The sequence below is a fragment of the Salinivibrio sp. HTSP genome, assembly GCF_003390965.1.
Lineage (GTDB): Bacteria > Pseudomonadota > Gammaproteobacteria > Enterobacterales > Vibrionaceae > Salinivibrio > Salinivibrio kushneri.
In genome coordinates this window covers 1-26,272 of the sequence record NZ_PXUD01000051.1, presented here as the reverse complement: position 1 = coordinate 26,272, position 26,272 = coordinate 1, and the positions used below count along the sequence as shown (strand labels likewise).

The 26,272-nt window shown below is 52.9% G+C and carries 27 protein-coding genes and 1 pseudogene; 11 read left to right on the top strand and 17 right to left on the bottom strand.

Annotated features, from left to right (window positions below):
* Positions 1-17: 17 nt before the first annotated feature.
* Positions 18-1,046: an L-threonine 3-dehydrogenase gene (tdh, locus tag C7A19_RS10425; RefSeq protein ID WP_116644884.1), complete on the top strand. Its 1,029-nt coding sequence runs from the start codon at positions 18-20 to the stop codon at positions 1,044-1,046.
* 82 nt (positions 1,047-1,128) lie between these two features.
* Here tdh and C7A19_RS10420 read toward each other — a convergent pair whose 3' ends face one another.
* Together C7A19_RS10420 and gpmM are read right to left on the bottom strand one after the other, a co-directional pair.
* On the bottom strand, positions 1,129-2,262 hold the full coding sequence (locus C7A19_RS10420) for a peptidoglycan DD-metalloendopeptidase family protein (RefSeq protein WP_116644848.1): 1,134 nt from the start codon (positions 2,260-2,262) through the stop codon (positions 1,129-1,131).
* 7 nt (positions 2,263-2,269) lie between these two features.
* Complete coding sequence (gpmM, locus tag C7A19_RS10415; RefSeq protein WP_116644847.1) at positions 2,270-3,808, bottom strand: 2,3-bisphosphoglycerate-independent phosphoglycerate mutase; 1,539 nt, start codon at positions 3,806-3,808, stop codon at positions 2,270-2,272.
* A 477-nt stretch (positions 3,809-4,285) separates the two neighbouring features.
* Here gpmM and C7A19_RS10405 point away from each other — a divergent pair, with 477 nt between their 5' ends.
* The 4 genes from C7A19_RS10405 (at position 4,286) to cysE (ending at position 7,302) form a co-directional block, all read left to right on the top strand.
* Positions 4,286-4,747: a rhodanese-like domain-containing protein gene (locus C7A19_RS10405; RefSeq protein ID WP_069361902.1), complete on the top strand. Its 462-nt coding sequence runs from the start codon at positions 4,286-4,288 to the stop codon at positions 4,745-4,747.
* A 97-nt stretch (positions 4,748-4,844) separates the two neighbouring features.
* Positions 4,845-5,324, top strand: coding sequence for a protein-export chaperone SecB (secB, locus tag C7A19_RS10400; RefSeq protein ID WP_077459041.1), 480 nt, complete (start codon positions 4,845-4,847; stop codon positions 5,322-5,324).
* A 9-nt stretch (positions 5,325-5,333) separates the two neighbouring features.
* Complete coding sequence (gene gpsA, locus C7A19_RS10395) at positions 5,334-6,353, top strand: NAD(P)H-dependent glycerol-3-phosphate dehydrogenase (RefSeq protein ID WP_069361900.1); 1,020 nt, start codon at positions 5,334-5,336, stop codon at positions 6,351-6,353.
* Between the two features lie 115 nt (positions 6,354-6,468).
* The gene (gene cysE / locus C7A19_RS10390) at positions 6,469-7,302 is read left to right on the top strand and encodes a serine O-acetyltransferase (RefSeq protein ID WP_231637427.1); all 834 of its coding nucleotides are present in this window, start codon (positions 6,469-6,471) and stop codon (positions 7,300-7,302) included.
* 189 nt (positions 7,303-7,491) lie between these two features.
* Here the strand turns inward: cysE and pfkA are convergent, their stop codons facing one another.
* The 3 genes from pfkA to C7A19_RS10375 form a co-directional block, all read right to left on the bottom strand.
* A complete protein-coding gene (gene pfkA, locus C7A19_RS10385; protein WP_116644845.1) occupies positions 7,492-8,454 on the bottom strand; it encodes a 6-phosphofructokinase in 963 nt (320 codons plus the stop codon).
* A 186-nt stretch (positions 8,455-8,640) separates the two neighbouring features.
* Complete coding sequence (gene fieF, locus C7A19_RS10380; protein WP_069361898.1) at positions 8,641-9,531, bottom strand: CDF family cation-efflux transporter FieF; 891 nt, start codon at positions 9,529-9,531, stop codon at positions 8,641-8,643.
* A 76-nt stretch (positions 9,532-9,607) separates the two neighbouring features.
* Positions 9,608-10,063, bottom strand: coding sequence for a Spy/CpxP family protein refolding chaperone (locus C7A19_RS10375; protein WP_116644844.1), 456 nt, complete (start codon positions 10,061-10,063; stop codon positions 9,608-9,610).
* 167 nt (positions 10,064-10,230) lie between these two features.
* Here C7A19_RS10375 and C7A19_RS10370 point away from each other — a divergent pair, with 167 nt between their 5' ends.
* From C7A19_RS10370 to C7A19_RS10360, 3 genes are all read left to right on the top strand, one after another.
* Positions 10,231-10,926, top strand: coding sequence for a response regulator (locus C7A19_RS10370; protein ID WP_116644843.1), 696 nt, complete (start codon positions 10,231-10,233; stop codon positions 10,924-10,926).
* Positions 10,914-12,314, top strand: coding sequence for an envelope stress sensor histidine kinase CpxA (gene cpxA, locus C7A19_RS10365; protein WP_077485840.1), 1,401 nt, complete (start codon positions 10,914-10,916; stop codon positions 12,312-12,314). The genes C7A19_RS10370 and cpxA overlap by 13 nt, the downstream gene beginning before the upstream one ends.
* Before the next feature lie 63 nt (positions 12,315-12,377).
* Entirely contained in the window at positions 12,378-12,842 is a 465-nt protein-coding gene (locus tag C7A19_RS10360; protein ID WP_077608198.1) for a tRNA (cytidine(34)-2'-O)-methyltransferase, read from the top strand.
* A gap of 56 nt (positions 12,843-12,898) precedes the next feature.
* Here C7A19_RS10360 and tpiA read toward each other — a convergent pair whose 3' ends face one another.
* The gene (gene tpiA, locus C7A19_RS10355) at positions 12,899-13,666 is read right to left on the bottom strand and encodes a triose-phosphate isomerase (RefSeq protein ID WP_069361893.1); all 768 of its coding nucleotides are present in this window, start codon (positions 13,664-13,666) and stop codon (positions 12,899-12,901) included.
* Positions 13,667-13,929: 263 nt separating this feature from the next.
* Between tpiA and C7A19_RS10350 the strand changes: the two genes are divergently transcribed.
* Entirely contained in the window at positions 13,930-14,292 is a 363-nt protein-coding gene (locus C7A19_RS10350) for a 5-carboxymethyl-2-hydroxymuconate Delta-isomerase (protein WP_077485838.1), read from the top strand.
* 38 nt (positions 14,293-14,330) lie between these two features.
* On the opposite strand, the gene C7A19_RS10345 is transcribed toward C7A19_RS10350, so the two are convergent.
* The 4 genes from C7A19_RS10345 to glpX form a co-directional block, all read right to left on the bottom strand.
* Positions 14,331-14,684, bottom strand: a complete 354-nt coding sequence (locus C7A19_RS10345; RefSeq protein ID WP_116644842.1) for a DUF3135 domain-containing protein — start codon at positions 14,682-14,684, stop codon at positions 14,331-14,333.
* Between the two features lie 237 nt (positions 14,685-14,921).
* Positions 14,922-15,665: a ferredoxin--NADP reductase gene (locus C7A19_RS10340; protein ID WP_077485834.1), complete on the bottom strand. Its 744-nt coding sequence runs from the start codon at positions 15,663-15,665 to the stop codon at positions 14,922-14,924.
* A 9-nt stretch (positions 15,666-15,674) separates the two neighbouring features.
* Positions 15,675-16,295 (bottom strand): metalloregulator ArsR/SmtB family transcription factor, encoded by a 621-nt coding sequence (locus C7A19_RS10335; RefSeq protein ID WP_077608194.1) that lies wholly within the window; start codon positions 16,293-16,295, stop codon positions 15,675-15,677.
* 119 nt (positions 16,296-16,414) lie between these two features.
* Positions 16,415-17,422, bottom strand: coding sequence for a class II fructose-bisphosphatase (gene glpX, locus C7A19_RS10330; protein ID WP_077485830.1), 1,008 nt, complete (start codon positions 17,420-17,422; stop codon positions 16,415-16,417).
* 291 nt (positions 17,423-17,713) lie between these two features.
* Between glpX and zapB the strand changes: the two genes are divergently transcribed.
* Positions 17,714-17,956 carry a cell division protein ZapB gene (gene zapB / locus C7A19_RS10325; protein WP_116644841.1) on the top strand — a complete coding sequence of 81 codons (243 nt, stop codon included), beginning with the start codon at positions 17,714-17,716 and terminating at the stop codon, positions 17,954-17,956.
* A 52-nt stretch (positions 17,957-18,008) separates the two neighbouring features.
* Here zapB and rraA read toward each other — a convergent pair whose 3' ends face one another.
* The 7 genes and pseudogenes from rraA to priA form a co-directional block, all read right to left on the bottom strand.
* A complete protein-coding gene (rraA, locus tag C7A19_RS10320) occupies positions 18,009-18,527 on the bottom strand; it encodes a ribonuclease E activity regulator RraA (protein WP_116644840.1) in 519 nt (172 codons plus the stop codon).
* Between the two features lie 119 nt (positions 18,528-18,646).
* On the bottom strand, positions 18,647-19,552 hold the full coding sequence (locus tag C7A19_RS10315; protein WP_069361885.1) for a 1,4-dihydroxy-2-naphthoate polyprenyltransferase: 906 nt from the start codon (positions 19,550-19,552) through the stop codon (positions 18,647-18,649).
* 160 nt (positions 19,553-19,712) lie between these two features.
* Positions 19,713-21,044, bottom strand: a complete 1,332-nt coding sequence (gene hslU / locus C7A19_RS10310) for an HslU--HslV peptidase ATPase subunit (protein WP_116644839.1) — start codon at positions 21,042-21,044, stop codon at positions 19,713-19,715.
* A 2-nt stretch (positions 21,045-21,046) separates the two neighbouring features.
* Entirely contained in the window at positions 21,047-21,583 is a 537-nt protein-coding gene (gene hslV / locus C7A19_RS10305) for an ATP-dependent protease subunit HslV (RefSeq protein ID WP_069361883.1), read from the bottom strand.
* Positions 21,584-21,733: 150 nt separating this feature from the next.
* Complete coding sequence (locus C7A19_RS10300) at positions 21,734-22,291, bottom strand: SPOR domain-containing protein (protein WP_069361882.1); 558 nt, start codon at positions 22,289-22,291, stop codon at positions 21,734-21,736.
* Between the two features lie 72 nt (positions 22,292-22,363).
* Positions 22,364-23,374 (bottom strand): annotated as a pseudogene (cytR, locus tag C7A19_RS10295) (DNA-binding transcriptional regulator CytR); the annotation flags it as partial.
* A gap of 169 nt (positions 23,375-23,543) precedes the next feature.
* Positions 23,544-25,745: a primosomal protein N' gene (gene priA, locus C7A19_RS10290; protein ID WP_201264079.1), complete on the bottom strand. Its 2,202-nt coding sequence runs from the start codon at positions 25,743-25,745 to the stop codon at positions 23,544-23,546.
* A gap of 216 nt (positions 25,746-25,961) precedes the next feature.
* On the opposite strand from priA, the gene rpmE reads away from it, so the two are divergent.
* Positions 25,962-26,177 (top strand): 50S ribosomal protein L31, encoded by a 216-nt coding sequence (gene rpmE / locus C7A19_RS10285; protein ID WP_046074736.1) that lies wholly within the window; start codon positions 25,962-25,964, stop codon positions 26,175-26,177.
* Positions 26,178-26,272: the final 95 nt, after the last annotated feature.

Here is a 26,272-nt window from a genome sequence, read left to right as displayed (position 1 = left end):
TCATGACACAAACAACCATGAAAGCCTTGGCCAAACTCAAGGCGGAGCCCGGCATTTGGATGACGGAGGCCGAGCTTCCTGAGCTGGGGCATAACGATCTGCTGATCAAAATTCGTAAAACGGCCATCTGTGGCACCGATGTGCATATTTATAAGTGGGACGAGTGGTCACAAAACACCATCCCTGTTCCTATGGTGGTCGGCCATGAATATGTCGGTGAAGTGGTCGGCATTGGCCAGGAGGTACGCGGTTTCTCATTGGGGGATCGCGTATCGGGTGAGGGCCATATCACCTGTGGGCATTGCCGTAACTGTCGTGGCGGTCGTACTCACCTGTGCCGCAACACGGTTGGTGTGGGCGTCAACCGTGAAGGCGCGTTTGCCGAGTACTTGGTGATCCCTGCGTATAATGCGTTCAAAATCCCCGATGAGATTTCGGATGACTTAGCCTCGATTTTTGACCCATTTGGCAACGCCGTCCATACCGCGCTCTCGTTTGATTTGGTCGGTGAAGACGTATTAATCACTGGCGCAGGCCCGATTGGCATCATGGCCGCTGCGGTGGCGCGCCATGTTGGGGCGCGTCATGTGGTGATCACCGATGTGAACGAGTATCGCCTTGAGCTTGCCCGCAAAATGGGGGTGACCCGTGCGGTCAACGTCGCCAATACCTCGCTGGAATCAGTGATGGAAGAGCTGGGGATGAGTGAAGGCTTTGATGTTGGCCTCGAAATGTCCGGCGTGCCCGCAGCGTTTAATAGCATGCTGACGGCCATGAATCACGGTGGCAATATTGCGCTTCTTGGGATCCCACCCAGTGATATGGGGATTGATTGGAACCAGGTGATTTTTAAAGGCCTAGTGATCAAAGGCATCTATGGCCGTGAGATGTTCGAAACCTGGTACAAGATGGCGTCGTTAATCCAATCTGGCTTGGATTTAACTCCGATCATCACCCATCACTACAGCGTGGATGACTTCCAAAAAGGCTTTGACGTGATGTGCTCAGGCCAATCAGGCAAGGTGATCCTCGATTGGCAAGACTAATGCCCGGCAGCCGGAACCATGTTTAGCCGTGTTGATGCGCGCTAGGCACGAGTGAAAACGCCCGCCTACCCGGTGGGCGTGTTTAATCCAGCCAAGGGATGGGGTTGGTGGTGTTGCCTTTGCGGCGTATTTCGAAATATAAAGAAGGGGTGGATTGGCCACCGCTGTCGCCCACCAAGGCGATAGCTTCCCCGGCGGTCACCGTATCGCCCACATCTTTGAGCAAGGCTTGGTTGTAGCCATACAAGGTCATGTCCCCTTTACCGTGATCGACGGCAATCAACAGGCCATAGCCACGCAACCAACTCGACAGCACCACTTTACCGGCATGGGCGGCTTTGACCTCGGTACCGCGCTTGGCACCAATCACGATACCATTCCATGACACCTCACCGGATTGGCGCTCGCCAAAGCGGTGGAGCAGCTTCCCTTGGGTAGGCCAGTGAAGTTTGCCTTTGGCCTTGCCAATGCCCGCCATTTTTACTTGCGCACGCCGCGCGGCCGCGGCGATCTGCTCTTGCAGCCGTTGCTTATTGGCCTTGAGTTCAGCTAAATAAGCATTGTCGCTGGCAATTTTGGCCCGGATTTTTTTCGCGGTCTGGCTTTGCGAGGCTTGCTCTCGTTCCAGTGCTTGTTTTTTCTCGGTTAACTCTGCCACCAAGCTAGCCTGCTTATCACGCTGTTGTTTGAGCTGGTGGGCCGTGAGTTGATAATCGGTGCGGGTCGCAGCTAATGATTCGATCGCCTCCTGCATGGTGCTTGCTAGCACTTCAGCATACTTCGTGAGTCGGTCGAGCTTGGTGGGTGACTCTTGGCTAAGCAGACGTTTAAGCTGATCATGCTCGCCTTGGCGATATTGAGCATCGATCAATTCGGCCAACTGTGCCTGCTGGGCAATCATCTCTTGTTTGAGTCGCGCTTGTTTTTTGCTTAGGCGCGTGATTTGGACATCGGTCTGCTGCAGGGTTTGCTGGGCTTGGCGCGTTTTTCTAGACAGGGTATCAATGCGTGTCGACTGTGCTTTTAGATCGCTTTGTAACGCATTGAGCTTTTTATTGTGCGCCGCCAATTGTGATTGCTGGCGGGCAATTTCATCGCTCACTCCCTCTAGCTCAGAGTTGGCATTGGCTGAGCCAATCAACAGGCAGAGAAAAACGCCAGTGCATAATGCACTGGCGCGGAGGGTTTGGCGTAAGCGTGTTCGTTTTTCCCGCATAGGGGGATTATTTCAGATCGAACAGTGGCTTGCCAGTCATCTCTTCAGGAATCTCCATACCGGTCAATGCCAGCATGGTCGGTGCCAGATCAGACAGCTTACCGCCCTCTTTCAAGCTTACCGGCTGACTCCCCACATACATCAGTGGGACAGGCAGGTTGGTGTGTGCGGTATACGCACCACCGGTCTCTTCGTTGACCATCATCTCAGCGTTACCGTGGTCGGCGGTGATTAGCATCTGACCATCGACTTCTTTGATGGCTTCCAAGACACGGCCGATGCAGTGATCGACAGCTTCACAAGCTTGAACTGCCGCGTCATACACCCCAGTGTGGCCAACCATGTCGCCGTTTGGATAGTTACAGATGATCATATCGAACTTACCAGACTTAATCGCATCAACGAGCTTGTCGGTCAGCTCTTCTGAACTCATTTCTGGTTGCAGATCATAGGTAGCTACTTTCGGTGAGGCGACCAAGGCACGCTCTTCGCCTTCAAACACGGTCTCGATACCGCCGTTGAAGAAGAAAGTCACGTGTGCGTACTTCTCGGTTTCAGAGATACGCAGCTGAGTTTTACCATTTTTTGATAGCCACTCGCCAAGCGTGTTGAAGAGGCTTTCAGGTGGGAAGGCCACCGTGGTATCGATGTCGGCTGCATATTCTGTCAGCATCACAAAATCAGACAGCTCGGCGTATTTTTTACGCGTAAAGCCATCGAAATCCGGCATAAAGGCGCGCGTCATTTGACGGGCACGGTCGGCACGGAAATTCATGAAAACGACCGCATCGCCATCGTTGATGGTCGCTTTGTTGTCACCGTCACGGTAAATTTCCGTTGGGGCGACGAACTCATCATTTTCTTCACGTGCGTAAGCCGCTTCCAAGCCTTCTACGGCGCTGGTCGCAGTGAATTCACCTTGTGCTTGGGTGAGCAAGTCATAGGCGCGCTCGACACGGTCCCAGTTGTTGTCACGGTCCATGGCGTAGTAGCGACCAACCAGTGATGCGGTACGGCCTTTACCCAGCTTTTCAAACAGGGCATCGAAGCGCTCTAGCGATGCTTTTGCACTGCGTGGCGGCGTATCACGGCCATCCAAGAAGCAGTGTAGATAAATCTGATCGGCGCCACGCTCTGCGGCCAGTTCAACCATGGCGGCAATATGATCTTCATGGCTGTGCACACCGCCTGGCGACATCAGGCCCATGATGTGCACGGCTTTGCCCTTATCGACGGCTTTATCAACGGCGGCCGTCAGCGCTGGCGTTTGATTAAACTCACCGTCCGCAATGGATTTGCCAATACGGGTCAAGTCTTGGTAAACCACGCGGCCAGCGCCGATGTTGACATGGCCAACTTCTGAGTTACCCATTTGTCCATCAGGCAGACCCACATCGAAACCGGAGGCTGAAATCAGTGTGCTGTTATCGGCCATGAGGCTATCGATCACAGGCGTGTTGGCGTTGGTAATCGCGTTATCACTTTGAGGGTCGCGATAACCCCAGCCATCGAGAATCACCAGTGCAAGTGGTTTTTTCGCAGACATGTTACGTCCTCTTAATTCAAGCAAAAGACTGACATTGGATGCCAATGACATTGGATGTCATGGAGCAACCACTGAGGCATGGAGCCAGATTCATGACTAGCTTCAGGACTCAGTGTGTGCGTAATTTTACAACATTTTACGGGCTGATATGTAGGCTAAGATCAATTATCCCAGCTGACAAGTTAACCAGCAAGCCTTGGTTCACTTGCCTTCGACCCTTGACTCCCCTCATTATGGCGAAGATCGCCGCTGTGCGCGAATGGCTTGGCTCAATTTCTGCGATTGATGAAACCTTCTTTCTTTTCAAGTTATTGAGCGGAAGGTGAAAACGCGTGGACGTGCGTATGAGTGAGCAAACGCGCGATTTCGTCTCGGCAGGCTGTAAAACCATGGCGAGCAGGTTATACTCGACACCATTTTCACCCTTGATGGACTCTCGCCTTTGGCGAGACAAGCAAGCAGTATAGAGCAAAGGTTATGCAGGAATATATTGATTTTGTCTCCAACAACATGATTCTCACCCTTGTCTGGGTGGGTTTGGCGGCCGCTTTACTGATGTCGCTGATTAAACAAAAAACGGCTGCCTACAAAGTGGTCGGTCCTAATGACGCGGCGATCCTTAACAACCGAGAGAATGGGGTGTTTGTCGACATTCGTAGCCACGATGAATTTCGCGCTGGTCACATCACGGGTGCGCTTAATGTGTTACCGAGCGAAATCAAATCACAGTCGTTTGGTGAACTTGAAAAACACAAAAATGACCCCATTATCGTGGTATGTAAAACCGGTCAAACGGCGACTGACAGTGCCAATCAACTGGCGAAAGCGGGCTTCGAATCCGTGTATATTCTCAAAGACGGTTTGACCTCTTGGAACGATGCCAAAATGCCACTTGTTCGCGCCAAAAGCGGCAAGGGCAAAAGCAAAAAGAAAAAGTGATCCTTCACTCAATTCTCGAGCGACCGCATGACGCGGTGGCTCGCATTTTTTAATGTGCCAGTCGCATTTGCAATTTTTTAAATAAGGACGAACCATCATGGCTGAAGCCGAAAACAACCAACAAGCCGAGCAAAATTTTGCCATTCAACGCGTTTTTCTCAAGGACGTGTCTTTTGAAGCGCCAAACTCTCCAGAAGTGTTCCAGCAAGATTGGGCGCCAGACGTTAACCTTGATTTGGACACGCAAAGCCGCGAGTTGGGTGAAGGCATCTATGAAGTGATCTTGCGTTTGACCGTGACCGTGAAAAACCAAGAAAGTAATGCCTTCCTTTGTGAAGTGCAGCAGGGTGGTATTTTCTCTGTGTCAGGCATGGAATCGCCTCAATTGGCACATTGCCTGGGCGCTTTCTGTCCTAACATTCTTTTCCCTTATGCGCGTGAAACCATTTCTAGCCTCGTTGTGAAAGGGACCTTCCCGCAGCTAAACCTGGCACCGGTTAACTTTGATGCCTTGTTCATGAACTACCTGCAGCAGCAGGCGGGCGAAACAGCTAGCGAAGAAGATGCACAAGCATAAGGTGTGATGATGACAGATCTTGCTCCCACTCAAGACGCAGCGATTACGGTTCTGGGCGCTGGCTCTTACGGGACAGCGCTGGCGATCTCGTTGGCCAGAAATGGCGCTAACGTGGTGTTATGGGGGCACGATCCGAGTCATGTCGCGCAGCTAGAAATTGATCGCGCCAACCAAGCGTTTCTTCCCGATGTCGCGTTTCCAGACTCATTAGTGCTCTGTGCGGATCTTTCTGTTGCGGTCAATGCCAGTCGCGATTTGCTTGTGGTCGTCCCCAGCCATGTGTTTGCTGATGTACTGAGCCAGGTGCGCCCTCACTTACGGGCCGACTCTCGCATATGTTGGGCGACCAAAGGCTTAGAGCCGGAAACCGGGCGCTTATTGCAAGAGGTGGCGCGGGAACAATTGGGTGACGATATTCCGCTCGCGGTGTTATCGGGGCCTACGTTTGCTAAAGAACTTGCCGCGGGCATGCCGACCGCGATTTCGGTGGCCTCGCCCGATGCAGAGTTCGTGAGTGATTTACAAGAAACCATTCATTGCCAACATAGCTTCCGTGTGTATGGCAATCATGATTTTATCGGCATGCAACTTGGCGGCGCGGTGAAAAATGTGATTGCCATTGGCGCAGGGATTTCCGATGGCATTGGCTTTGGCGCCAACGCACGGACGGCATTGATTACCCGCGGGCTTGCCGAAATGACCCGGCTGGGTGAAGCACTGGGCGCCTCTCGAGATACTTTTATGGGGATGGCGGGGTTAGGGGATTTGGTGCTGACCTGCACCGATAACCAATCACGTAACCGTCGCTTTGGCTTGGCCTTGGGGCAAGGTGAAGATGTGCAAGGTGCCCAAGACAACATCGGCCAAGTAGTCGAAGGGTATCGCAACACCAAAGAAGTATGGGCACTGGCCCAGCGTGCGGGGGTTGAGATGCCGATTGTTGAGCAGATTTATCAAGTGCTGTATCAAGGCAAACTGGCCCACCATGCTGCGCGCGATTTGCTGGCACGAGACAAAAAGTCCGAATAACAGCAAAGACAAAGAGAATAACGCGCGGGGTGAGAACCGCGCGTTTTTTTTATACACTGGCGTGGGGCGGTGTTGTCGCCTGAGCGGTAGATCATTTGGGATAAGGATGAAGGCAGTGAATCAGGCCAAAAAACAATGCCAACAAGATCGTGTCTGGCAAGCAGTGAAAAAAGAAGCGCGTGAGCATTCAGAGCGTGAGCCGATGTTGGCGAGTTTTTACCACGCCACCATTATTAAGCACGATAATTTAGCCAGCGCTCTGAGCTATATTCTCGCCAACAAGCTTTCCACGCCCTCGATGCCTTCAATGGCGGTGCGAGAGGTGATAGAAGAAGTCTATGCCAACGATGCTTGTGTCGCGGAATCCGCGGCGTGTGATATTTGTGCCACCGTGGAGCGCGATCCGGCTGTCGAATTGTATTCAACGCCACTTTTATACTTGAAAGGTTTTCATGCGTTGCAAGGCTTTCGGGTCGCTAACTGGCTATGGCGTCAAGGACGCAAAGAGCTAGCCACTTACTTACAAAACCAAATTTCGGTGACCAGCCAAGTGGACGTTCATCCAGCGGCCTGTATTGGTCGTGGCATTATGTTTGACCATGCCACGGGTATTGTTATTGGTGAAACCGCGGTCATTGAAGACAATGTGTCTATTCTCCAAGATGTCACCTTGGGCGGCACCGGCAAAGAGGGCGGCGACCGCCATCCGAAGATCCGCACTGGGGTGATGATTGGTGCAGGGGCGAAAATACTGGGTAATATTGATATCGGTGAAGGCGCGAAAATTGGCTCTTGCTCTGTGGTGCTTAACCCCGTACCGCCTCATACCACGGTGGCTGGCGTACCGGCAAAGATCGTAGGTCGACCCAGCTCGCACATGCCATCGCTGGATATGGATCAAGAATTTAATGGCTCGCACAAGACATTTATCTCGGGAGACGGGATATGATGCGGCTTGCACAAGCGCGGATTGCATAAGCGCGGATTGCATAAGCGCGGATTGCATAATCGCGGCTTGCATAAGCGCGAGTATTGTTTTCTAGAGTGACGGGATAATGCGCCGACTCAAGTGTGGGGTTAGAACGAAAAACGGAGCCGAGGGCTCCGTTTTTGCAATAGATGAAAGCTCCGCCGCGAGTTAGAACAGCTTTTCAGCGACTTCGTATAAGTCATCGCGGAATGGGCGCTTCATGTTTTCAATCGCATCGATGATGTCATGGTGCACCATTTTGTCGTTCTGAATACCGACACAGCGTCCCCCTTCACCTTGTTGCAGAAGGTCAACGGCGTAAGCGCCCATGCGTGAGGCAAGAATGCGGTCAAAGGCGCCGGGCTGGCCGCCACGTTGAATATGACCAAGAATGGTCGCGCGTGTTTCGCGGCCAGTTTCTGTCTCGATGAACTTCGCGAGTTCATTAGCGTCGGTCATCAGCTCAGTGATCGCGATAATCGCGTGTTTCTTACCTTTGTAGATGCCTTCTTTCACTTTGGCGAGAAGCTTGTCTTTATCCAAGCCGATCTCTGGGGTGATGATGTATTCACAGCCACCGGCAATCGAAGCCATCAAGGTTAAGTCACCACAATGGCGTCCCATCACCTCAACAATAGAGATACGCTGGTGAGAAGATGAGGTGTCGCGAAGGCGGTCAATGGCGTCAATCACCGTGTTCATCGCCGTCATATAGCCGATGGTGTAGTCCGTCCCCGCAACATCATTATCAATGGTGCCCGGCAGGCCAATACAGGGGTAACCCATTTCGGTCAGTTTCTTTGCCCCCATGAATGAGCCATCACCACCAATGACGACCAAGGCGTCGATAGCGTGCATCTTCAGGTTCTGAATCGCTTGCTCACGGACTTTTTCGTCGGCAAACTCAGGAAAACGTGCCGAACCTAAAAATGTCCCGCCGCGGTTAATCACGTCGGAAACACTGGTGCGGTTGAGGCGTTCAATACGGTTTTGATGCAGGCCGAGAAAGCCATCATAAATACCACATACTTCTAAGCCTTCGCTGAGCGCGCTGCGAACCACACCGCGAATCGCTGCGTTCATACCTGGCGCATCACCGCCACTGGTCAAAACACCAATTTTTCTAACCATGGTTACCCTCTAACTGTTCGTCACTTAATTCGTGCCGATTGCGGTAATGGCAACCTGCTTGCCCCAGTGAACCCGCAATGACGATCGCTTAAACTGTAATTTTCCTACTTCTGTAATAGTATTACAATTGCTATAGAAAAAAAGTTGATACATGTCAGCCCGATGAGCTTTTGTTCACGTTACCTCTCACGCCTTTGCCTCTTTTGGCACCACGGATTTGGGATCTTGATGGATGATCACATCTGCCCCGGGAAAGGCGACGAGCAACCTATCTTCCACTTCATCGGCGATAGTATGTGCATCCACTAAGGGTAGCTCGTCATCCAGCTCTATGTGTAATTGGATAAACTTTGTCATCCCCGCCTGACGTGTGCGTAATTGATGAATGCCGTGCACCCCAACCACTGAGCTGGAGAGCACGGCAATTTTTTCTTGCTCTTCAAGCGGTAATTGCCTATCGAGCAGTGATTGGATGGCCTCATAAGCCATTTTAAGCGCTTGCGATAAGATAAACAGGCTGATGGCAATCGCAAACCAGGCATCGGCGTGTGTCCAGCCGTACCAACTCAGTCCAAGGGCAATAATAATCGCGACGTTCATTAATAAATCAGATTGATAATGAAGGGCATCGGCGGCGATGGCGGGGCTGGCGGTTTTGCGGATCACCCACTTTTGAAACAGCACCAAGCCGAGGGTGATCACGGTGGCACCGACACTGACCATAATCCCCAGTTCAGGGGCGGCAATCGGTACAGGCTTGAACAAACGTTCGAGTCCACTGAGCAGCAAGAAGGAGGCGGAGCCAATAATGAAGGTGGATTGCGCCAAGGCGGCCAGTGATTCGGCTTTACCGTGGCCAAAACTGTGTTCGCTATCTGCCGGTTGTACTGCATAGCGCACCACGAGCAAGTTGGTGAGCGAGGCGAGCAAATCGAGCAATGAGTCAACAAACGAGGCCAGCACACTGACCGAGCCGGTGAGCCACCACGCGATGAGTTTGGCTAACAGGAGAAGGGTCGCCACACAGGTGGCTGCCCACGCCGCGGCTTCAACCCAAAACGCATACTTTTTTGTCATACAGAGGGCAGTCGGTTAATTAACACTGCCCTCAGTATATATGCCATTGACGGCAAACGTATGACACGGCGCAGGTTTAGCGCCAACAGTCACCTTTTTGACCCGGTTGACGATGCGCCCCTTTACCACGGTGACCGTGGCCGCGTTGCGCCCGCTTTTCCGTCATCGCATCAAAAAAGGCGCTCTGTTGCTCAGCGGTCAGCACTTGTAACATCGCATGCTGATGGCGGGCATGACTAACGCGTCGCTCAAGATTAGGTTGTGACTGAGACGACAATAGGTCGCGCACCGCTGCTTCATCGAACGTCTCTTGGGTAAGCAGTGTATGCATATTGGTATGGAAGTCGCTTCGTGCTTGTTGACGCTGGGCGCGATAGTCATCTCGCAATGCTTCAAGCTGAGTCTTTTGCTCAGCGGTCAAATCCAGATCACGCCATAGACTGCGGTCCATGCCACCACTAAAGTGCGGGGCAGCCAAGGTGGGAAGGGTCACTGCCGCAAGTGCTAAGCCAATCGTAAAGCGTTTCATCATCTCTCTCCTAATTGGAATGTTTACCCTGTTAGCCTACGGACTGGGATGTAAAGTGACGTTATTGGGTGTAAAGATGGGTAAAGTCACGCATGTGTGTGAGCCGCTATGATAGAAATACACCCTGTTGGGTGTCACAAACACGCCACCTTGGGAGTGAGTGTAAAAGCATGTATCAGGTTTTAATCATCGATGATGACACAGCGTTAACGGACCTTCTGAGCGAACTACTGTCTTTGGAGGGATTTGCGGTGCGCTGCGCGGATAACGGCCAAGTGGGGTTGGAGATGGCAAATGCGTCCCCGCCCGATATCATTTTGCTGGATGTGATGATGCCAGTACTCAACGGGATGGAAACCTTGCGCCAGCTACGCGCGACCTCCAACGTGGCGATTTTGATGCTCACTGCGCGAGGTGAGGAAGTGGATCGTGTGATGGGACTAGAATTAGGCGCGGACGACTATTTGGCTAAACCCTTTAGTGATCGTGAACTGCTTGCCCGAATGCGTGCCATTTTACGCCGGACGCAGGGAGATGGCGTTGAACCGACGCAATCGGACGAGGAGCCTGTCCTCGCCCACCATGACGTGCGGGTCTACCCACGCCGGTTAGAAACCCTATGTCAAGACAGGCCCGTGGAGCTAACGGGGATGGAAACCGAAATGCTCGCCTGTTTACTTCATCACCCTGGCGAAGTGGTGAGTAAATCCTTGCTCAGCGAACAGGTACTGGGCAAGCGCTTAATGCCGTTTGATCGGGCGGTCGATGTGCATATCTCCAACTTACGCAAGAAGCTGCCCGAGCGCCTTGATGGTAAGCCAAGGATCAAAACATTGCGCGGGAAAGGTTACTTATGGGTCGATTAATAGCGCTGCGGCAGCGTATCGGTGAACGTTGGGCGCGATTACCCTTTCTTGGCAGCCTTTATGGTCGGGTTTTTATTATTTTTTGGCTCACTTTGCTGGTGGTGCTCGCGGCAGTGATGTGGGCACAGCGTGGTGACCCGCGTAGCTTACATGCGATCTCATCCGTCGAAAAAGCGCGCATACAAAGTCAGATTGAGAAATTGATGGCCATCGCGCAGCGCCGAGAGGTACCGCTCTCTGTGCTGGTGGCACGGCAACATCAATATCGCGGACACCGCCGCACACCGTACAAGCTCTACTGGGTGCCTGACAGCGCACCGCTCGACGCGCTTCCTCGCGAGTTACGCCACTTTATGTCACGAACGTCAGACACTGCCGAGCCTTTGCAACGCCTCTATCATCGCCACATGTTCGCGGGGCCGTTTCCGGTCCAGACCTCCGATGCGTCGGGGCGTTTTTATCACGCCAGACGCTGGCAGCCCAGACTGCCCTTTGTCCTGAAAATATTGGAAAAGCCGGAGCATCTATTAGGTGTCACCATGTTGGTGAGCACACCTTTATTATTGTGGTTAGCGTATACCTTAACGCGCCCGGCCAGGCGCTTTCAGGCGGCCAGTCAACGGGTGGCCCACGGGGAGTTAGTGACAGACTCTGATCTTGAGCAAGGCCCGAGGGAGTTTCGCGACGCGGGGCAGGGCTTTAACCAAATGGTGACCGCGCTTAATCAGATGGTGACCGGACAACAACAGCTGGTCTCAGATATTTCTCATGAATTACGCTCACCGCTCACGCGTTTGCAAATGGCGCGGGCCCTCGCTGCGCGTGAGCTGGGCGATAGCGAGGCGTTAGCGAGAATTGAACGCGAAGCGAGCCAACTTGAGGCGTTGATCAGCGAGTTACTCACTTTGTCACGCTTACAATCCCAAGGCCACCTGGCGCGAGAAAGAATCAGTGCTGATGCCTTGTGGCAAACAGTGATAGAGGATGCCCAGTTTGAAGCCGGTCAACAGGGTAAGCAGGTCACCAGCAAGGGGATCCCAGATGCCATGCTGACCGTCAATGTGCGCCTGGCGCGTAGTGCCTTAGATAACGTATTACGCAATGCCATTCACTATGCCGGCCAACACGTTCACATCACGGTGGAACGAGACGCGGGACAGCTCTGCCTCTCGGTTGTTGATGATGGGCCTGGGGTGCCAGAGAGCATGTTAAAAGACATTTTCCGCCCGTTTTACCGGGTATCGGCCGCGCGCGATCGCCACAGTGGCGGCTCAGGATTGGGACTGGCGATTACCGCACAAGCGATTCAACAGCACGGTGGGCAGGTTAACGCATCCAACCGTCCACAAGGTGGGCTAGCGGTGTGTTTATACTGGCCATGTGGTTAATATTGCGCAATCCACAAGCGGTTGCGACAATACCGCCTTTGCTGGATTTTGCAGGTTACTGCCATGTTTGATATTGCGCTCTATGAGCCTGAAATTGCACCGAATACGGGCAATATTATTCGCCTGTGTGCCAATTGCGGCGCGCACTTACATCTGATTGAACCGTTGGGTTTTGATCTTGACGAGAAAAAAGTCCGTCGCGCGGGATTGGATTATCATGATTTGGCGCGTGTGACACGTCATCAGGACTACACGGCGTTTGCAAAAGCGATGGCCGGCCGGCGGATCTTTGCGTGTACCACCAAAGCCACCCAGTTTCACACTGCGGCGACGTTTGCGGACGGTGATGTGTTGTTGTTTGGGCCAGAAACGCGCGGCTTACCCGATGCGTTGATCCAAGCATTACCAGACGCGCAGCGGTTACGCATTCCAATGCAGCCAGAGGCACGTAGCCTTAACCTGTCTAATGCCGTGGCGATTATTGGGTATGAAGCGTGGCGGCAGTTTGGTTTTAATGGCGCGCAATAAAAAACGCCCCCAGCGATGGCTGAGGGCGTGGATCTTTCATGTCTTCGGCGCGTAATTTACGCTTTTTTCGCTTCTGCCGCGGCTTTAGCAATCGCCGCAAAGCCAGCAGCGTCAAGCGCGGCACCGCCAACGAGCGCGCCGTCGATGTCTGGCATTGCAAACAGCTCAGCGGCGTTGCCGGCTTTCACAGAACCACCATATTGAATCACGACTTTGCTTGCCACGTCTTCGCTATAAGACGCAATATGCTTGCGGATCGCTGCATGGATATCTTGTGCTTGCTGCGCGGTCGCCGCTTTACCGGTGCCAATTGCCCAGATTGGCTCATAGGCGATCACGGCATCGTTCAAGGCTTCAACCCCTTGTGATTGGATTACAGCGTCAAGCTGACGTGCGCATACCGCGAGAGTTTCACCCGCTTCGTTTTGCGCGTCAGACTCACCGATACACAACACAGGCGTGAGGCCGTTTTCTTTCAAGAAAGCAAATTTCTGCGCGACAAATTCGTCAGACTCTTGATGATACTCGCGACGCTCTGAGTGGCCGATAATGATATGGGTCGCACCAAAGTCTTTCAGCATCTCTGCAGAGATATCACCGGTGAATGCGCCGCTGTTGTGTGTATCGACGTTTTGCGTACCGAGTTTAATCGCGCTATCAGCCAGCAGTTGCTCAGCTTGTGCCAAATACATCACTGGTGGCGCAACGGCCACATCGACGCCTTCAACGCCTTTCAGTTCAGCGTTAAGGCCGTTAAGCAGTTCAGTGACCATGGCTTTGCTGCCATTGAGTTTCCAGTTACCCATTACCAATGGACGGCGCATAGGAATTCCTCCGCGGTTTAGTTGATTTGAAGTCAAAAGATGTAAAGAAGGTAGTCTATTGTAGCGCGGCCTTCTCTGTTTAAAATCATAGAATGGCGAGAATGCTTTCGTTTTTACCCGTTTTAGGCCAAAAAGGGAACCTTAGGTAGTAAATTTTCATCATAAGGGCAGGCGGGTATCGACAAAAGTGTGACAGTCGCGCTCGTGGTAAGGCAAGACTTTCGGCACTATACGCGTGGGCGTGTTTAATGGAGGGAGGTTTTATGCCCCATCTGGTAATGGAATACACAGACGCATTGGCCGAGCGCGTCAATATTGATCAACTGGTGGATGACTTACACCATGCTGCGATTGCTACCGGCAGCTTCGACCCCGAGGCCTTAAAATCACGCGCGGTACCGTGCGGTGTTTGGCGTGTGGGGGCACAGGCAGATCGCAGTGAGTTTGTTCATGTTGAATTTCGGTTACTCGCGGGGCGCAGTACCCAGCAAAAAGAAGCGATCAGTGATGCGTTGACCGTGCCGCTGCGTGAGCATGCCGGGCACGTCAGTAGTCTTACGGTAGACGTCCGTGATATGGATACCAGTAGCTACCGTAAGTGGGTGGGGACCACGCGCGCGATGTAGCGCATTTATGCGGGTGTAGGACACTCACACAAGGGTGGCTAAGTGGGACGGTCCGATCCTTTTGTCACGCCTTTTTTCGCGGCCTGCCCAACGCGAAAGTCCATAATGTCCGCTTGATGACGGCATAGTTCATCGGGTGCGGTAAACGCGGTGGCAAAGCGCGAATACTGGCGCGTCAGTGCTTGGAACAACAGCATATTGACGTGTAATGGGTTCTTACCATGATCTATCATTCGATTGATATGGCTTAACATCGCATGTAGCTGAGGTTGGGTGGCGTAAGATGCATTGGCGATGACATCTTCACTCATACTAAGCCTCAATGCTTCTAATGCGTGTGGGTCTGACTCAGCCAGTGCCGCCAACTCATCGAAAGAGGGTAGGGTCTTCATCGCTTACTCCTTACACGCCGCCGATCATCTGATCGTGTTACCAAAGCGTTAATTTAACTATGAGCCGGAGGCTGGAGGGGATCAAATAAGCGATGTCTGGCTATATTGGCGGCCTGAATGAGGATGCAGACGGAGGCGGGGGCAATCGACTGAATCCGAATGGGTTTTTGTGATTAATTCTCGTCGATAAAAATGCCCTGCTTTACCGTATGCTTGTCAGCAAAGCAGGGGAGCGGCTTACCAGTAGTGCTCGGTGGTCACGTTGCCTGGTTTACGGCGCAGGTTTTTGCTCAGTCCTTTACCTTCTAAGAGTGTTTTCACTTCTTTGACCATGGCCGGGTTGCCACACAGCATCACTTGGCTGTGTTCAGGCGTGAGGGGCAGACCCACTACCCGCTCAAGTAGCCCATCTTCCAGTGCGTGGGTCACGCGTCCAGAGAGCGCGCCCGCGGTTGGCTCGCGGCTGACGAAAGGTTGAACCACCAACTGATCGGGATACTTTTCTTGCAGCGCGTTAATGCGTGCTTGATAGGTTAAATCGGCGGCGAAGCGTACGGCATGCACCAATATCACTTTACGAAAACGTGACCACAGATCGCCTTGTTCCATGAGTGAGATGTACGGGCCGATTGCCGTCCCAGTGGCAAACATCCAAAGGTGTTGGCCTTGCGGCACTTCATCGAGGGTAAAGTAGCCAGCCGGATCTTGCGTAATCATCACGTTGTCACCCGGCTCAAGCGCGTGGAGGCGGGGTGACATTAACCCGTCGGCGACACGGGTGGCATAAACTTCTAAATATTTACTTTGTGGAGGATTCACGAACGAGTAGGCACGCTGGATCAACTTGCCATCGATCTCCATGCCGAGTTTTGTGAATTGGCCTGCCTTAAACGGCTCGACAGGGGCGGATAACACCAGGCTGAAGAGATCCTTTGTCCAATGTTGGTTCTCCACGACCTCAGCCTTAATCCAAGTGGCCATATTACCTCCTCAGGTCTTTTCTCCAATACGATATGTGCAGCGGTGCTGTCCAGAGACAATGTGCTCTTCGCGTTCGACCCGATAGGCCTCACCGAGCAGGTGGCGGAATAACTGGATTTCTGAGCGGCATAACGCCGGACAGGACTTTGCTGCATGACAGATAGGGCAGTGATGTTCAATCAGTATATAGTCGGTGCCGTCTTGATGAAGCTCGGCCATATATCCCTCGCTCTCTCTAAGATACGTCAAGGTTTGCAATTTAGCCTCTAAATTATCGCAATCTTTGAGCGCGTCTTGATATTGGGCAAAGGTGGCGGCTTCACGTTGGGCAATGACATCGGCAACACCTTGCTCGCCAAACACGTTTTGCACGGAATCGATAAGGGTAACCGATAAATCATGGTGGCTGTCGGCAAACCGCCGATGACCCTGGGCGGTTAGGGACCAATGACGAGAAGGTCTGCCCACTTTAGCGCGGATATCCTCAAAGTCGACCAAGCCATCGCGCTCTAAGCTTTGCAAATGCTGACGTACGCCCATGGTGGTCATGCCGAGCTGATCGGCCAAGACTTTCGCACTTACGCTGCCTTCGCGTTTGATGGTGTGTAGAATGCGGTCAGTGGACTTCATGATTCGATTTCGATTACCCCAATCGTGTCGTCGCAAATAAATAAAGTAAACTCTTTATAAAAGGATAATCGAAATCGACGGGCTTGACCAGTCTAGGGCCGTATTCACGGCCACTGGGGTTACAGGATGTGCGGTTTGATCGCCGTATCTTTGCGACTTAAATAATGGGTCGAACGGATCCGACGAATGGTGCGGCATTGCCCGCGTACCACCAAGGTTTCTGTGGTGGCTAAATCCCCGTGTCGGGTAATGCCATCGAGCAGATCGCCCTTGGTGATCCCAGTCGCCGCGAATACCACATTATCACTGCTGGCCATGTCCGATAGCGTCAACACCTGATGAGCGGCAATCCCCATTTGCGCACATCGTGTCATTTCTTGTTCACCGAGCAAGCGGTTGTCTGGGGTATCCCCTTTCACGTCGTGACGTGGTAGCAATCGTCCTTGCATATCGCCGCCCAGGGCCCGGATCACGGCCGCGGATACCACACCTTCTGGCGCACCGCCAATGCCAACCATCACATCGACTTCACTTTCTGGCATACAGGTGAGAATAGAGGCCGCCACATCCCCATCGGGGAAGGCAAAGACACGGATCCCTTTGGCCTGCATGCTGGCAATGATTTCATCATGACGCGGTTTGGCCAAGGTGGCGACCACCAAGCTGTCGAGTGGTTTACCTAACGCTATCGCGACGTTTTCGAGGTTGTCGAGCAAAGGCTTATTGAGGTCAATCGCCCCTTTGGCACCGGGGCCGACCACCAGTTTTTCCATGTACATATCAGGGGCTTTTAAAAAGCTGCCTTTCTCGCCAGCGGCGAGGACTGCCAATGCGTTGGCTTGCCCCATGGCTGTCATTCGCGTGCCCTCAATCGGGTCAACGGCGATATCGACCGCATCGCCGCCTAAACCAACCTGTTCGCCAATGTAGAGCATGGGGGCATCATCGATTTCACCTTCCCCTATCACGATTTCACCGTCGATATCGGTGAGGTTAAGCAGGGTGCGCATTACTTCAACCGCCGCACCATCGGCCGCGTTCTTGTCTCCACGTCCCAGCCATTTGTACCCAGCCAATGCTGCGCCTTCGGTTACGCGCGAGAATGCCAATGCGAGATCACGTTTCATCAGTACTCCGGAAATGTCAGCCACACTAAGACGGGCCTTAGCCCAATTTGCGCGCAAGTCTACCAGAAAGAGAAAACGTTTGCGTGGAGTCGGGGCGGGCGTTTTTATCTCATCCGGAAGGGCGATGACAAAAGGCGCTGCTTTTTTGCGCACTTGTACGCGAGCAGGTAGCGAGAACAGTGGCAGTCTGGTATCACCTGAGTACAATAAAGCCGGGGTGCACGTTCCGTTGCACGGGTTGCTGCGCATGAGGCAGTAACGGGATCAATCGTCAGAAATAAGGTGGCCTTGATGTCATTGGAAGTATTAGAACAACTCGAAGCTAAAGTACAAATGGCGGTGGATACCATTTCGCTGCTACAAATGGAAATCGAAGAACTCAAAGAAAAGAACGGCTCACTAGAGCAAGATGCCGTCGCGGAAAAAGAGCGCCGTGAGCAGCTTGAGCGGGAGAACGCTAAACTGCGCGATGAGCAGCAAGCATGGCAAGATCGCATTCGGAGCTTGCTAGGTAAAATTGAGAACGTTGAATAAACAAAAACAGAGCCAATTGGCTCTGTTTTGCTATTCGGTATCAGACGACGAGTCAGTCGTCGTCTTCCGCATCGTCGAGGTCTTCGTCTGCCATGGTCAGCGCATCCGGTGAAAGGATCACGCCAGTGGTGTCGGCATAAACATGATCATCGGGCAAGAAAGTGACGCCGCCAAAGTTGACGGGGACATCCGTTTCACCGATACCTTGCTCATCAGTCCCCACTGGAATCGAAGCCAGTGCTTGAATGCCGATATCGATTTCATCGATGGTATCGACATCACGAACACAACCGTAAACAATCATGCCAGCCCAGTCGTTGTCAGCGGCAAGCTGCGCAATCTCGCCGTCAATAAGGGCGCGACGTAACGAACCGCCGCCATCAATCAGCATAATTCGCTGCTCGCCGTCTTGCTCGGCCATTTCACGAATTAACCCATTGTCCTCAAAGCATTTTACTGTGGTAATTTGGCCACCAAACGAGCTGCGGCCCCCATAAGAGCTAAACATTGGCTCCACGACATCCACGTTTTCGGGGTACATGTCGCATAGTTCCGAGGTATTATATTCCATAGTCTAACTTCTTGTTGAGGCAGAAAAAGGCTGGCAAGCTAGCGTTGCCAACATGGCAAGTCCAAGTATAACGAGCCCATAAGGGTTTGCAATGTTAAAGCGGCCAATCTGTGGCCTAATTAGACCAACAGCATACCCGTCATAAATAGGCCATTGGTGATCAGTGCACAACGCACCATGGTTCCCATCATGGGGCGCAGGGCGCTGGCATTAGTGGCTTGATAGACGTCACGCCCGTGGCGCGCCAGAAATGGGACACCAGCGAGGAACAACCAACCCAACCAAGCTTGCAAGGTAAGGGCAGCAAACAAGGAATAACAAACGATAGCGCCGGCCAGCAAGATCACGTGATACTGACGCCCGCGCTCCGGCCCTAAACGCACCACCAAGGTATGCTTACCACAAGCGCGATCGTTATCAATATCTCGTAAATTGTTGATGTTTAATACGCCCACCGCCAGCAAGCCGCAAGCGGTGGCAGGAAGTATGATTAAAGAATCAATATGACCGACCTGCAAATAATAGGTGCCGGCCACCCCGAGCCAGCCAAAAAACATCAGTACCGATAAATCCCCCAGCCCGCGATAGCCATACGGTTTGTTGCCCACGGTGTAGGTAATGGCTGCCACAATCGCCATCACGCCAAGCAGCAAGAAACTGATAATGTCGGTCGGTTGTTGGCAGGCTATCGCAATCAGTGAGCCACCACTGAGTAGGGTCAAACCAATATTGAGCATGAGCGCGCGGCGCATGGTGGTCAGGCTGACATGGCCGGATTGGATGGCACGCATGGGGCCGATACGCGTCGCGTTATCCGTGCCTTTTAGTGCATCACCATAGTCGTTCGCGAGGTTAGACAGGATCTGCAGCAATAAGGCAGTCACCAGCGCCATCAAGCTGATTGACCATGACAGGCTCCCTTGTGAGGCGGCGACAGCACTGCCGGACAAAATCGAGGTAACGGCCAGCGGTAGGGTTTTAGGTCGCGCCGCATCCAGCCATATCGCAAGAGTAGAAGGCCGCATAGCGATCCTCAAGACGAAAAAACGATGCCACTATTATCGCGCAAGCGGGGAGAGGAGTAACCCATTGTTGGCTGAAATCCGACTTGCTATTGCGCTAGCTCAACTTTTGATGCAAAAAAGGGCAGCGTTTGCTGCCCTAGTGTTGTGGTCTCTCGCACGCTTAGAGGATGAAACGACTCAAATCTTCGTCGTCAACTAACTCTTCGAGGTGGCGGCGGACATAATCGGCATCGACGGTGACGCTTTGACCGGCACGCTCGCTGGCGTCGTATGAGACCTCTTCCATCAAGCGCTCCATCAAGGTATGTAGACGACGGGCACCGATGTTTTCGGTTTTCTCGTTCACACGCCATGCGGCAGAGGCCAGCTCATCAATACCACTTTCCTCAAACGTCAGATCAATGTCTTCGGTTTTCAGCAGTGCGGTATATTGCTGGGTGAGCGAGGCATTTGGCTCGGTGAGGATCCGCTTGAAGTCATCGGTGGACAGTGCTTCAAGCTCAACACGGATGGGCAAGCGGCCTTGCAGTTCAGGGATCAGATCAGACGGCCGTGATACTTGGAAAGCGCCTGAGGCGATAAACAAGATATGGTCGGTTTTGATCATCCCGTGCTTGGTGGACACTGTGCTGCCCTCGACCAATGGCAAGAGATCGCGTTGCACCCCTTCGCGAGACACATCGCCACCGCTGGTGTTGCCTGATTTACAGATCTTATCGATTTCATCCACGAACACGATACCGTTGTTCTCCACCATGTGGATGGCTTGCTCTTTAATTTCTTCTTGGTTAACCAGCTTGGCGGCTTCTTCCTCGGTCAGCGCCTTCATAGCGTCTTTGATTTTCATCTTACGCTTTTTGGTGCTGTTGCCACCGAGGTTTTGGAACATGCTTTGCAGCTGGTTGGTCATCTCTTCCATGCCTGGCGGCGACATGATTTCCACCCCCATTTGTGGGGCGGCGACATCGACTTCCACTTCTTTATCATCAAGCTGGCCTTCGCGTAATTTTTTACGGAAGCTTTGCCGTGTTGAAGAGTCCTCTTGGCTGGCCTCATTTTGGCCCCATGCGTCGCGTGCTGGTGGCAGCAAGATATCGAGGATACGATCTTCTGCTTGTTCTTCTGCGCGGAATTTGACCTTTTCCATCGCTTGCTGCTGGGTCATGTTCATCGCCACATCCGCGAGATCGCGAATAATGGTTTCTACTTCTTTCCCTACATAACCCACTTCGGTGAATTTGGTGGCTTCCACCTTGATAAAAGGCGCGTTCGCGAGTCGTGCCAACCGGCGAGCGATCTCTGTTTTGCCCACACCAGTTGGACCTATCATCAAGATGTTTTTTGGGGTGACTTCCGCACGCAGCTCTTCGGCAAGCTGCATTCGGCGCCAGCGGTTTCGCAGTGCGATCGCCACCGCACGTTTGGCATTGTCTTGACCGATAATGTGACGGTCAAGCTCATGCACGATTTCGCGTGGAGTCATTTCAGACATCACTAATCCTGTTTCTTACTCTCGAGTTCTTCAACCGTGTGTTGCTGGTTAGTAAACACACATATATCACCGGCGATGGTTAGCGCTTTCTCTGCGATCTCGCGGGCATCTAACGCCGTGTTTTCAAGCATAGCAACGGCGGCGGCTTGGGCATAGTTGCCGCCAGAGCCAATGGCGATCAAGTCGCGCTCTGGTTCAACCACATCGCCGTTACCGGTAATGATCAATGAGGCGGTTTCATCGGCGACGGCCAGTAGGGCCTCTAATCGACGTAGCGCGCGATCAGTACGCCATTCCTTAGCAAGTTCAACGGCCGCTTTGGTTAGGTGCCCTTGGTGCAGTTCAAGCTTGCGCTCGAAGCGCTCAAATAAGGTGAAGGCATCAGCAGTGCCGCCAGCAAATCCGGCGAGTACTTGGCCGTTATACAAGCGGCGAACTTTTCGGGCATTGCCTTTCATGACAGTATTGCCGAGTGACACTTGGCCATCGCCAGCAATAACCACTTTACCTTCGCGACGAACGGAGACGATTGTAGTCACGGGAACCTCTTTCTTTGTGTCTGGTACACCAGATGGGTGATTACTGTATGAGGTTGGGCTTTACCGATCACTTTTCAAGGGGTGAGGAGAGGATTTCAATCAAGGCTGGGCAAGGAATAGACTTGGCCCAGCCGATACAATGCAGCAGTGTTATTCCCAGTACCAAATGGCACAAGGTTCAACTCCGGCGCGTCGGAGCATATTACGGTCACGCTCTGCTTGACGCTTACGCGGGTAAGGACCCAATACCACGCGGTACCAGGTGCCTTTTTCCCCTTGGCTTATCTTGATTTGGCTTTCTAGCCCTTGAAAGGCAATGATCGCTTTACGCTCATTCGCCTGATCTTGACTGCGGTACGCGCCGCATTGCATCAGATAAGGACGCGTGGATTGTGGTAGTGCTTTGGCCTTCACTTCCACCTCTTTACTCTCCAGCTCCTCGATGTAACTCCATTTTTCTTCAGGCTTTTTAGGCAGATGTGCCTTATCGCTCTGCGCGGAAGGCTGAGGCTGTGCGTTTGTTGCCGGTTTAGGCGCGGGCGCGTCAGTGTTGCTCAATAGGTACAGGCCATAGCCAAACGCGCCAACCAAGCAGACAGCCAGTAACGCCCACTTTAATGGGAAACGAGCACGCGCTTTGGGTGGTTGCCGACGGGTATTTTTTTTACGCGGTGCTTTACCACGTTTTACGTAATCACGAGTTGCCACAGCAAATATTCAAATTCAAAAAGCCAGTAAAGCGTTCATGTTACTGGCTTCGACCCGTGCTGACCAGTCTTACTACCGAGACGGTGGGGCAACGCTCTCACGGATCACTAACTTGGCATCTAAAAGCCGTGATCCTGCGTTCACTTCACGCCCTTGCAAGGTGTTGAGCAGCATTAACATGGCCTGACGACCAATGTCATAGCGAGGTTGGGAGACGGTGGTCAGGGGAGGATCGCAATATTCCGCGAACTGGATGTCATCAAATCCGACAATCGAAATATCTTGCGGTACGCGCATGCCTAAGCGTTTGGCTTGTTGCATTGCGCCCACGGCCATCACGTCGCAATGACAGAAGACGGCGGTGGGTGGCTCGGGCAGAGAGAGTAGGTTGGTCATTGCCCGTGCCCCCGAGGCAAAGCTGAAATCCCCCACCACGCTGTAGGCTGGGTTGACGGTAATCCCCGCGCGCTGTAGTGCTTGCTGATAACCTTGCGAGCGGAATTGCGTCAGTGCGGTTTCTGGTACCCCAGTAATATTGGCGATACGGGTGTGGCCGACTTGGGTGAGGTAATTGACCGCCTCAAACGCGGCAGTTAGGTTGTCGATATGCACCGTCGGCAGTTCAAGATCCGGGGCATACTCACAGGCCATCACCAGCGGGGGCAGGTTTTTCTGCTCGGGCTTACTCACATCAAAGGGCACATCGGCGCCCAGCAGTAGCATGCCGTCTGCCTGCTTGGTGAACACCAAGTTGACGAATGAGTTTTCGCGGTGGTGTTGTTGGGCACTATCACCGAGCAAAACCAGGTAACCGTGCTCCATCGCCGCTTCTTCGATCCCGCGGATGATCTCACTAAAGTAAGGATCGCAGATATCCGGGACGATAGCGACGATGGTTTTGGACTCGTTGCGGCGTAGATTACGCGCAAGTGAGTTAGGGGAATAGCCAGCTTCTACGACCGCTTGCTCAACCTTTTTACGGGTTGTGGCCGAGACCTTTTCAGGGTTCATCAGCGCGCGTGATACGGTTGCTGTAGATACACCGGCAATGTGGGCAACGTCCTTCATTGTCGCCATAATGACAGTCCTCTTGTTATCTGTATTGTGAGATCAGACAGTTATTAGCTCATCTGACCTGTTCTCTTAGCCAATTGCGGCCTTATTCTACCTAGCCTTGTCCGATTTAAACACGGACAAGCTAACACTTATTGCAATGAAAGTGTGATTTCTGTCGCTTTACTGCAAGGGAATATTAAGAAAGGTCTTGCGGCTCGACGTCTAATGACCATCTGACTTTACGTGACAGGGGGAGCTGTTGGATGGCCGGAAGTGCCACCTGGAGCCATTGCTGCATCACTTTTCGGCTGGGCGCTTGAATGAGGAGCTGCCACCGATAGCGACCCGCGCGTTTCGCCATCGCGGCGGGCATCGGCCCCATAATATGACATTCATCCTGTTGAACCGGTGAGGCAGCCAGTGTTTGACGGACTTGTTGTAAAAACTGCTGGACACTGTTTTCTTCATGCCCATCGGCGCGAAAGAGGCTAAGAAACGTGTAAGGCGGCAGCCATGCCTGACGCCGTTCATTTAACGCCGATTCGGCAAAGGCTTGATAGCCTTGGTGCACCAAAGATTGGATCAGGGCGTGCTCTGGATGGTGGGTTTGTAATAACACAGTACCTGGTTTGCTGGCGCGGCCGGCGCGCCCGGCCACCTGAACCATCAATTGGGCTAAACGCTCAGGCGCGCGAAAATCATTGCTGAACAGCGCCCCGTCCACATCGACTAAGGCGACCAGGGTGACGTTAGGAAAGTGATGGCCTTTGGCGAGCATTTGCGTGCCCAGTAGAATTTGATACTCACCTTTTTCAATATCGGCCAAGTAACCTTCAAGGCTCCCTTTTCGCCGGGTATTATCGCGATCAATGCGAACGGTATTGTATTCGGGAAATAACTCGCCAAGCTGGGATTCGAGTTGCTCGGTGCCTACGCCAACACTAATCAACTGGGTAGAACCACAGTCGCCACATTGCGGGGGCACTCGTTTTTGGTGGCCGCAGTGATGGCAGCGTAACTCTTGGTGTCGCTGATGAAGGGTGTAGTAGGCATCACAGCGTTGGCAGTTCGCCAGCCAGCCACACTCATGGCACATCATCGCCGGCGCATAACCGCGGCGATTTAAAAACAGCATCACCTGGTTACCTTGTTGCAAGTGCTGACGCATTTCAGCAATCAGCGGCGCAGACAAGCCAGCTTCGAGGTGATGGCCTTTGATATCGAGTATCCCTTGCCGGGCGGTGACCGCATTACCAGGACGTTGAGTCAGTTTGAGGTACTGGTATTTGCCGGTCTTTGCGTTATGCAAGCTTTCTAGCGACGGCGTGGCTGAGCCCAAGATCACCGGTACGTTTTCTTCATGCCCCCGCATGACGGCCAGATCGCGGGCGTGATAGCGAAAGCTATCTTGCTGTTTATAAGAGGGATCGTGTTCCTCATCGATAATGATGATGCCAAGCTTTTCCATGGGGGTAAAAAGTGCAGAGCGGGTACCAATCACAATGGCTGCTTGGTTTTCGCGTGCGGCCAGCCAAGCGTTGAGACGGTCGGTATCGCTGAGCCCTGAATGCATCACGGTCACAGGGACAGCAAAGCGACGCTCAAAACGGCGAATGGTTTGTGGTGTCAGGCCAATTTCTGGCACCAAGATTAGCGCTTGCTGGCCGCGTGCGAGCACCGGTTCTAGCACATTGAGGTAAACCTCGGTTTTGCCTGAGCCTGTGATCCCCTCTAATAACGCGCAGGCAAAACCATCGCTGGCATTGAGGGTGGCAACCGCCATCGCTTGCTCGTGATTAAGCGTCGGCTTTTCTTCGGTGACCGCAAAGCTTTTTACCCAAGCAATGGCCTGAGAAGGGGGCGAGTAGGGCGCGATCCAGCCTCTTTCTGCCACTGTTTTTAGTACCGGCGCGCCGATGTCTTGTTCGATTAAGTCGGCTTGGGTGGCCGGGCCGTGAGTGAGCAGCTGCAACACTCGGGCTTGTTTGGGGGCGCGGCTCAGACCTGATAGAGGTTGGTTTTGTCCTGATTCGGTAATTTGCCACCATTTTTGTTGCTGTAATGTCGCCGGGCGTCCTTTACGCAGCGAAGTCGGCATCACCGCCCCCATCGCATCGCCAAGCGGGTGATGGTAAAAGCGACTGGCCCATTGCAAAAGGTTATAAACGGCGGGGGTCCAGACCGGTTGCGCGTCGAGTACGGTATCAATCGCTTTGAGTTGGCTGGTTTCCACACTGGCCGTGGACGACAAGCCGGTAACGATGCCGACTTTATGCTGGCGTCCAAACGGCACCTTGACGCGCCCGCCGACAACCGGGTGCTGATCGTCTGCGATACGGTAATCAAAGGTTTTCGGCAAAGGGACAGGCAACGCTACCTGAGCAAACTGTTCCATCACAACATCTTATTGGCCAGAAGGAATCTCAGTGTAACGGTTAGCCACACGTTGGCAAAGCCTTGATGCCTTTCAGCTGGCGCTATGATTGCACAAAAAAGTTGCGAAAAAGAGGGCGCTTGATTAGAATTGCGCGCCTTAGAAAATGTTTGTTAACGACGTGTGGTGCCCGGCTTAGGATCGGGAGAGCGACACGGCCTTCAAGATGAGGTTATCCCTATGAAAGCTGGTATCCATCCAGAGTACAAAGCCGTCACAGCAAAATGCTCTTGCGGTAACGAATTCGCGTTCAGCACAACCCTAGGCAAAGACATCTACCTAGACGTGTGTGACAAGTGTCACCCATTCTACACTGGTAAGCAGCGTATCCTTGATACCGGTGGCCGTGTTGACCGCTTTAAGAAGCGTTTCGGTGCCCTTAGCAGCAAAAAATAAGCCGCTATTGACCGAATACAGAGAAGGGACGCATCAGCGTCCCTTTTTTTGATCGTATCGTCCTTGTATTGGGGCAACAGGTCCGAGCATCATCG

What these genes read in the sequence shown, in the direction of transcription:
- C7A19_RS10340 (WP_077485834.1), bottom strand. Translation starts at nt 15,665, where the DNA reads ATGGCCACTTGGATTAAGGCTGAGGTCGTGGAGAACCAACATTGGACA.
- C7A19_RS10315 (WP_069361885.1), bottom strand. Translation starts at nt 19,552, where the DNA reads ATGCGGCCTTCTACTCTTGCGATATGGCTGGATGCGGCGCGACCTAAA.
- C7A19_RS10360 (WP_077608198.1), top strand. Translation starts at nt 12,378, where the DNA reads ATGTTTGATATTGCGCTCTATGAGCCTGAAATTGCACCGAATACGGGC.
- rraA (WP_116644840.1), bottom strand. Translation starts at nt 18,527, where the DNA reads ATGGAATATAATACCTCGGAACTATGCGACATGTACCCCGAAAACGTG.
- rpmE (WP_046074736.1), top strand. Translation starts at nt 25,962, where the DNA reads ATGAAAGCTGGTATCCATCCAGAGTACAAAGCCGTCACAGCAAAATGC.
- fieF (WP_069361898.1), bottom strand. Translation starts at nt 9,531, where the DNA reads ATGACAAAAAAGTATGCGTTTTGGGTTGAAGCCGCGGCGTGGGCAGCC.
- gpsA (WP_069361900.1), top strand. Translation starts at nt 5,334, where the DNA reads ATGACAGATCTTGCTCCCACTCAAGACGCAGCGATTACGGTTCTGGGC.
- glpX (WP_077485830.1), bottom strand. Translation starts at nt 17,422, where the DNA reads ATGAAACGTGATCTCGCATTGGCATTCTCGCGCGTAACCGAAGGCGCA.
- gpmM (WP_116644847.1), bottom strand. Translation starts at nt 3,808, where the DNA reads ATGTCTGCGAAAAAACCACTTGCACTGGTGATTCTCGATGGCTGGGGT.
- C7A19_RS10375 (WP_116644844.1), bottom strand. Translation starts at nt 10,063, where the DNA reads ATGATGAAACGCTTTACGATTGGCTTAGCACTTGCGGCAGTGACCCTT.
- C7A19_RS10345 (WP_116644842.1), bottom strand. Translation starts at nt 14,684, where the DNA reads ATGAAGACCCTACCCTCTTTCGATGAGTTGGCGGCACTGGCTGAGTCA.
- tpiA (WP_069361893.1), bottom strand. Translation starts at nt 13,666, where the DNA reads ATGCGCCGTCCATTGGTAATGGGTAACTGGAAACTCAATGGCAGCAAA.
- C7A19_RS10405 (WP_069361902.1), top strand. Translation starts at nt 4,286, where the DNA reads ATGCAGGAATATATTGATTTTGTCTCCAACAACATGATTCTCACCCTT.
- secB (WP_077459041.1), top strand. Translation starts at nt 4,845, where the DNA reads ATGGCTGAAGCCGAAAACAACCAACAAGCCGAGCAAAATTTTGCCATT.
- C7A19_RS10335 (WP_077608194.1), bottom strand. Translation starts at nt 16,295, where the DNA reads ATGAAGTCCACTGACCGCATTCTACACACCATCAAACGCGAAGGCAGC.
- C7A19_RS10350 (WP_077485838.1), top strand. Translation starts at nt 13,930, where the DNA reads ATGCCCCATCTGGTAATGGAATACACAGACGCATTGGCCGAGCGCGTC.
- pfkA (WP_116644845.1), bottom strand. Translation starts at nt 8,454, where the DNA reads ATGGTTAGAAAAATTGGTGTTTTGACCAGTGGCGGTGATGCGCCAGGT.
- zapB (WP_116644841.1), top strand. Translation starts at nt 17,714, where the DNA reads ATGTCATTGGAAGTATTAGAACAACTCGAAGCTAAAGTACAAATGGCG.
- tdh (WP_116644884.1), top strand. Translation starts at nt 18, where the DNA reads ATGAAAGCCTTGGCCAAACTCAAGGCGGAGCCCGGCATTTGGATGACG.
- cpxA (WP_077485840.1), top strand. Translation starts at nt 10,914, where the DNA reads ATGGGTCGATTAATAGCGCTGCGGCAGCGTATCGGTGAACGTTGGGCG.
- C7A19_RS10370 (WP_116644843.1), top strand. Translation starts at nt 10,231, where the DNA reads ATGTATCAGGTTTTAATCATCGATGATGACACAGCGTTAACGGACCTT.
- hslU (WP_116644839.1), bottom strand. Translation starts at nt 21,044, where the DNA reads ATGTCTGAAATGACTCCACGCGAAATCGTGCATGAGCTTGACCGTCAC.
- C7A19_RS10420 (WP_116644848.1), bottom strand. Translation starts at nt 2,262, where the DNA reads ATGCGGGAAAAACGAACACGCTTACGCCAAACCCTCCGCGCCAGTGCA.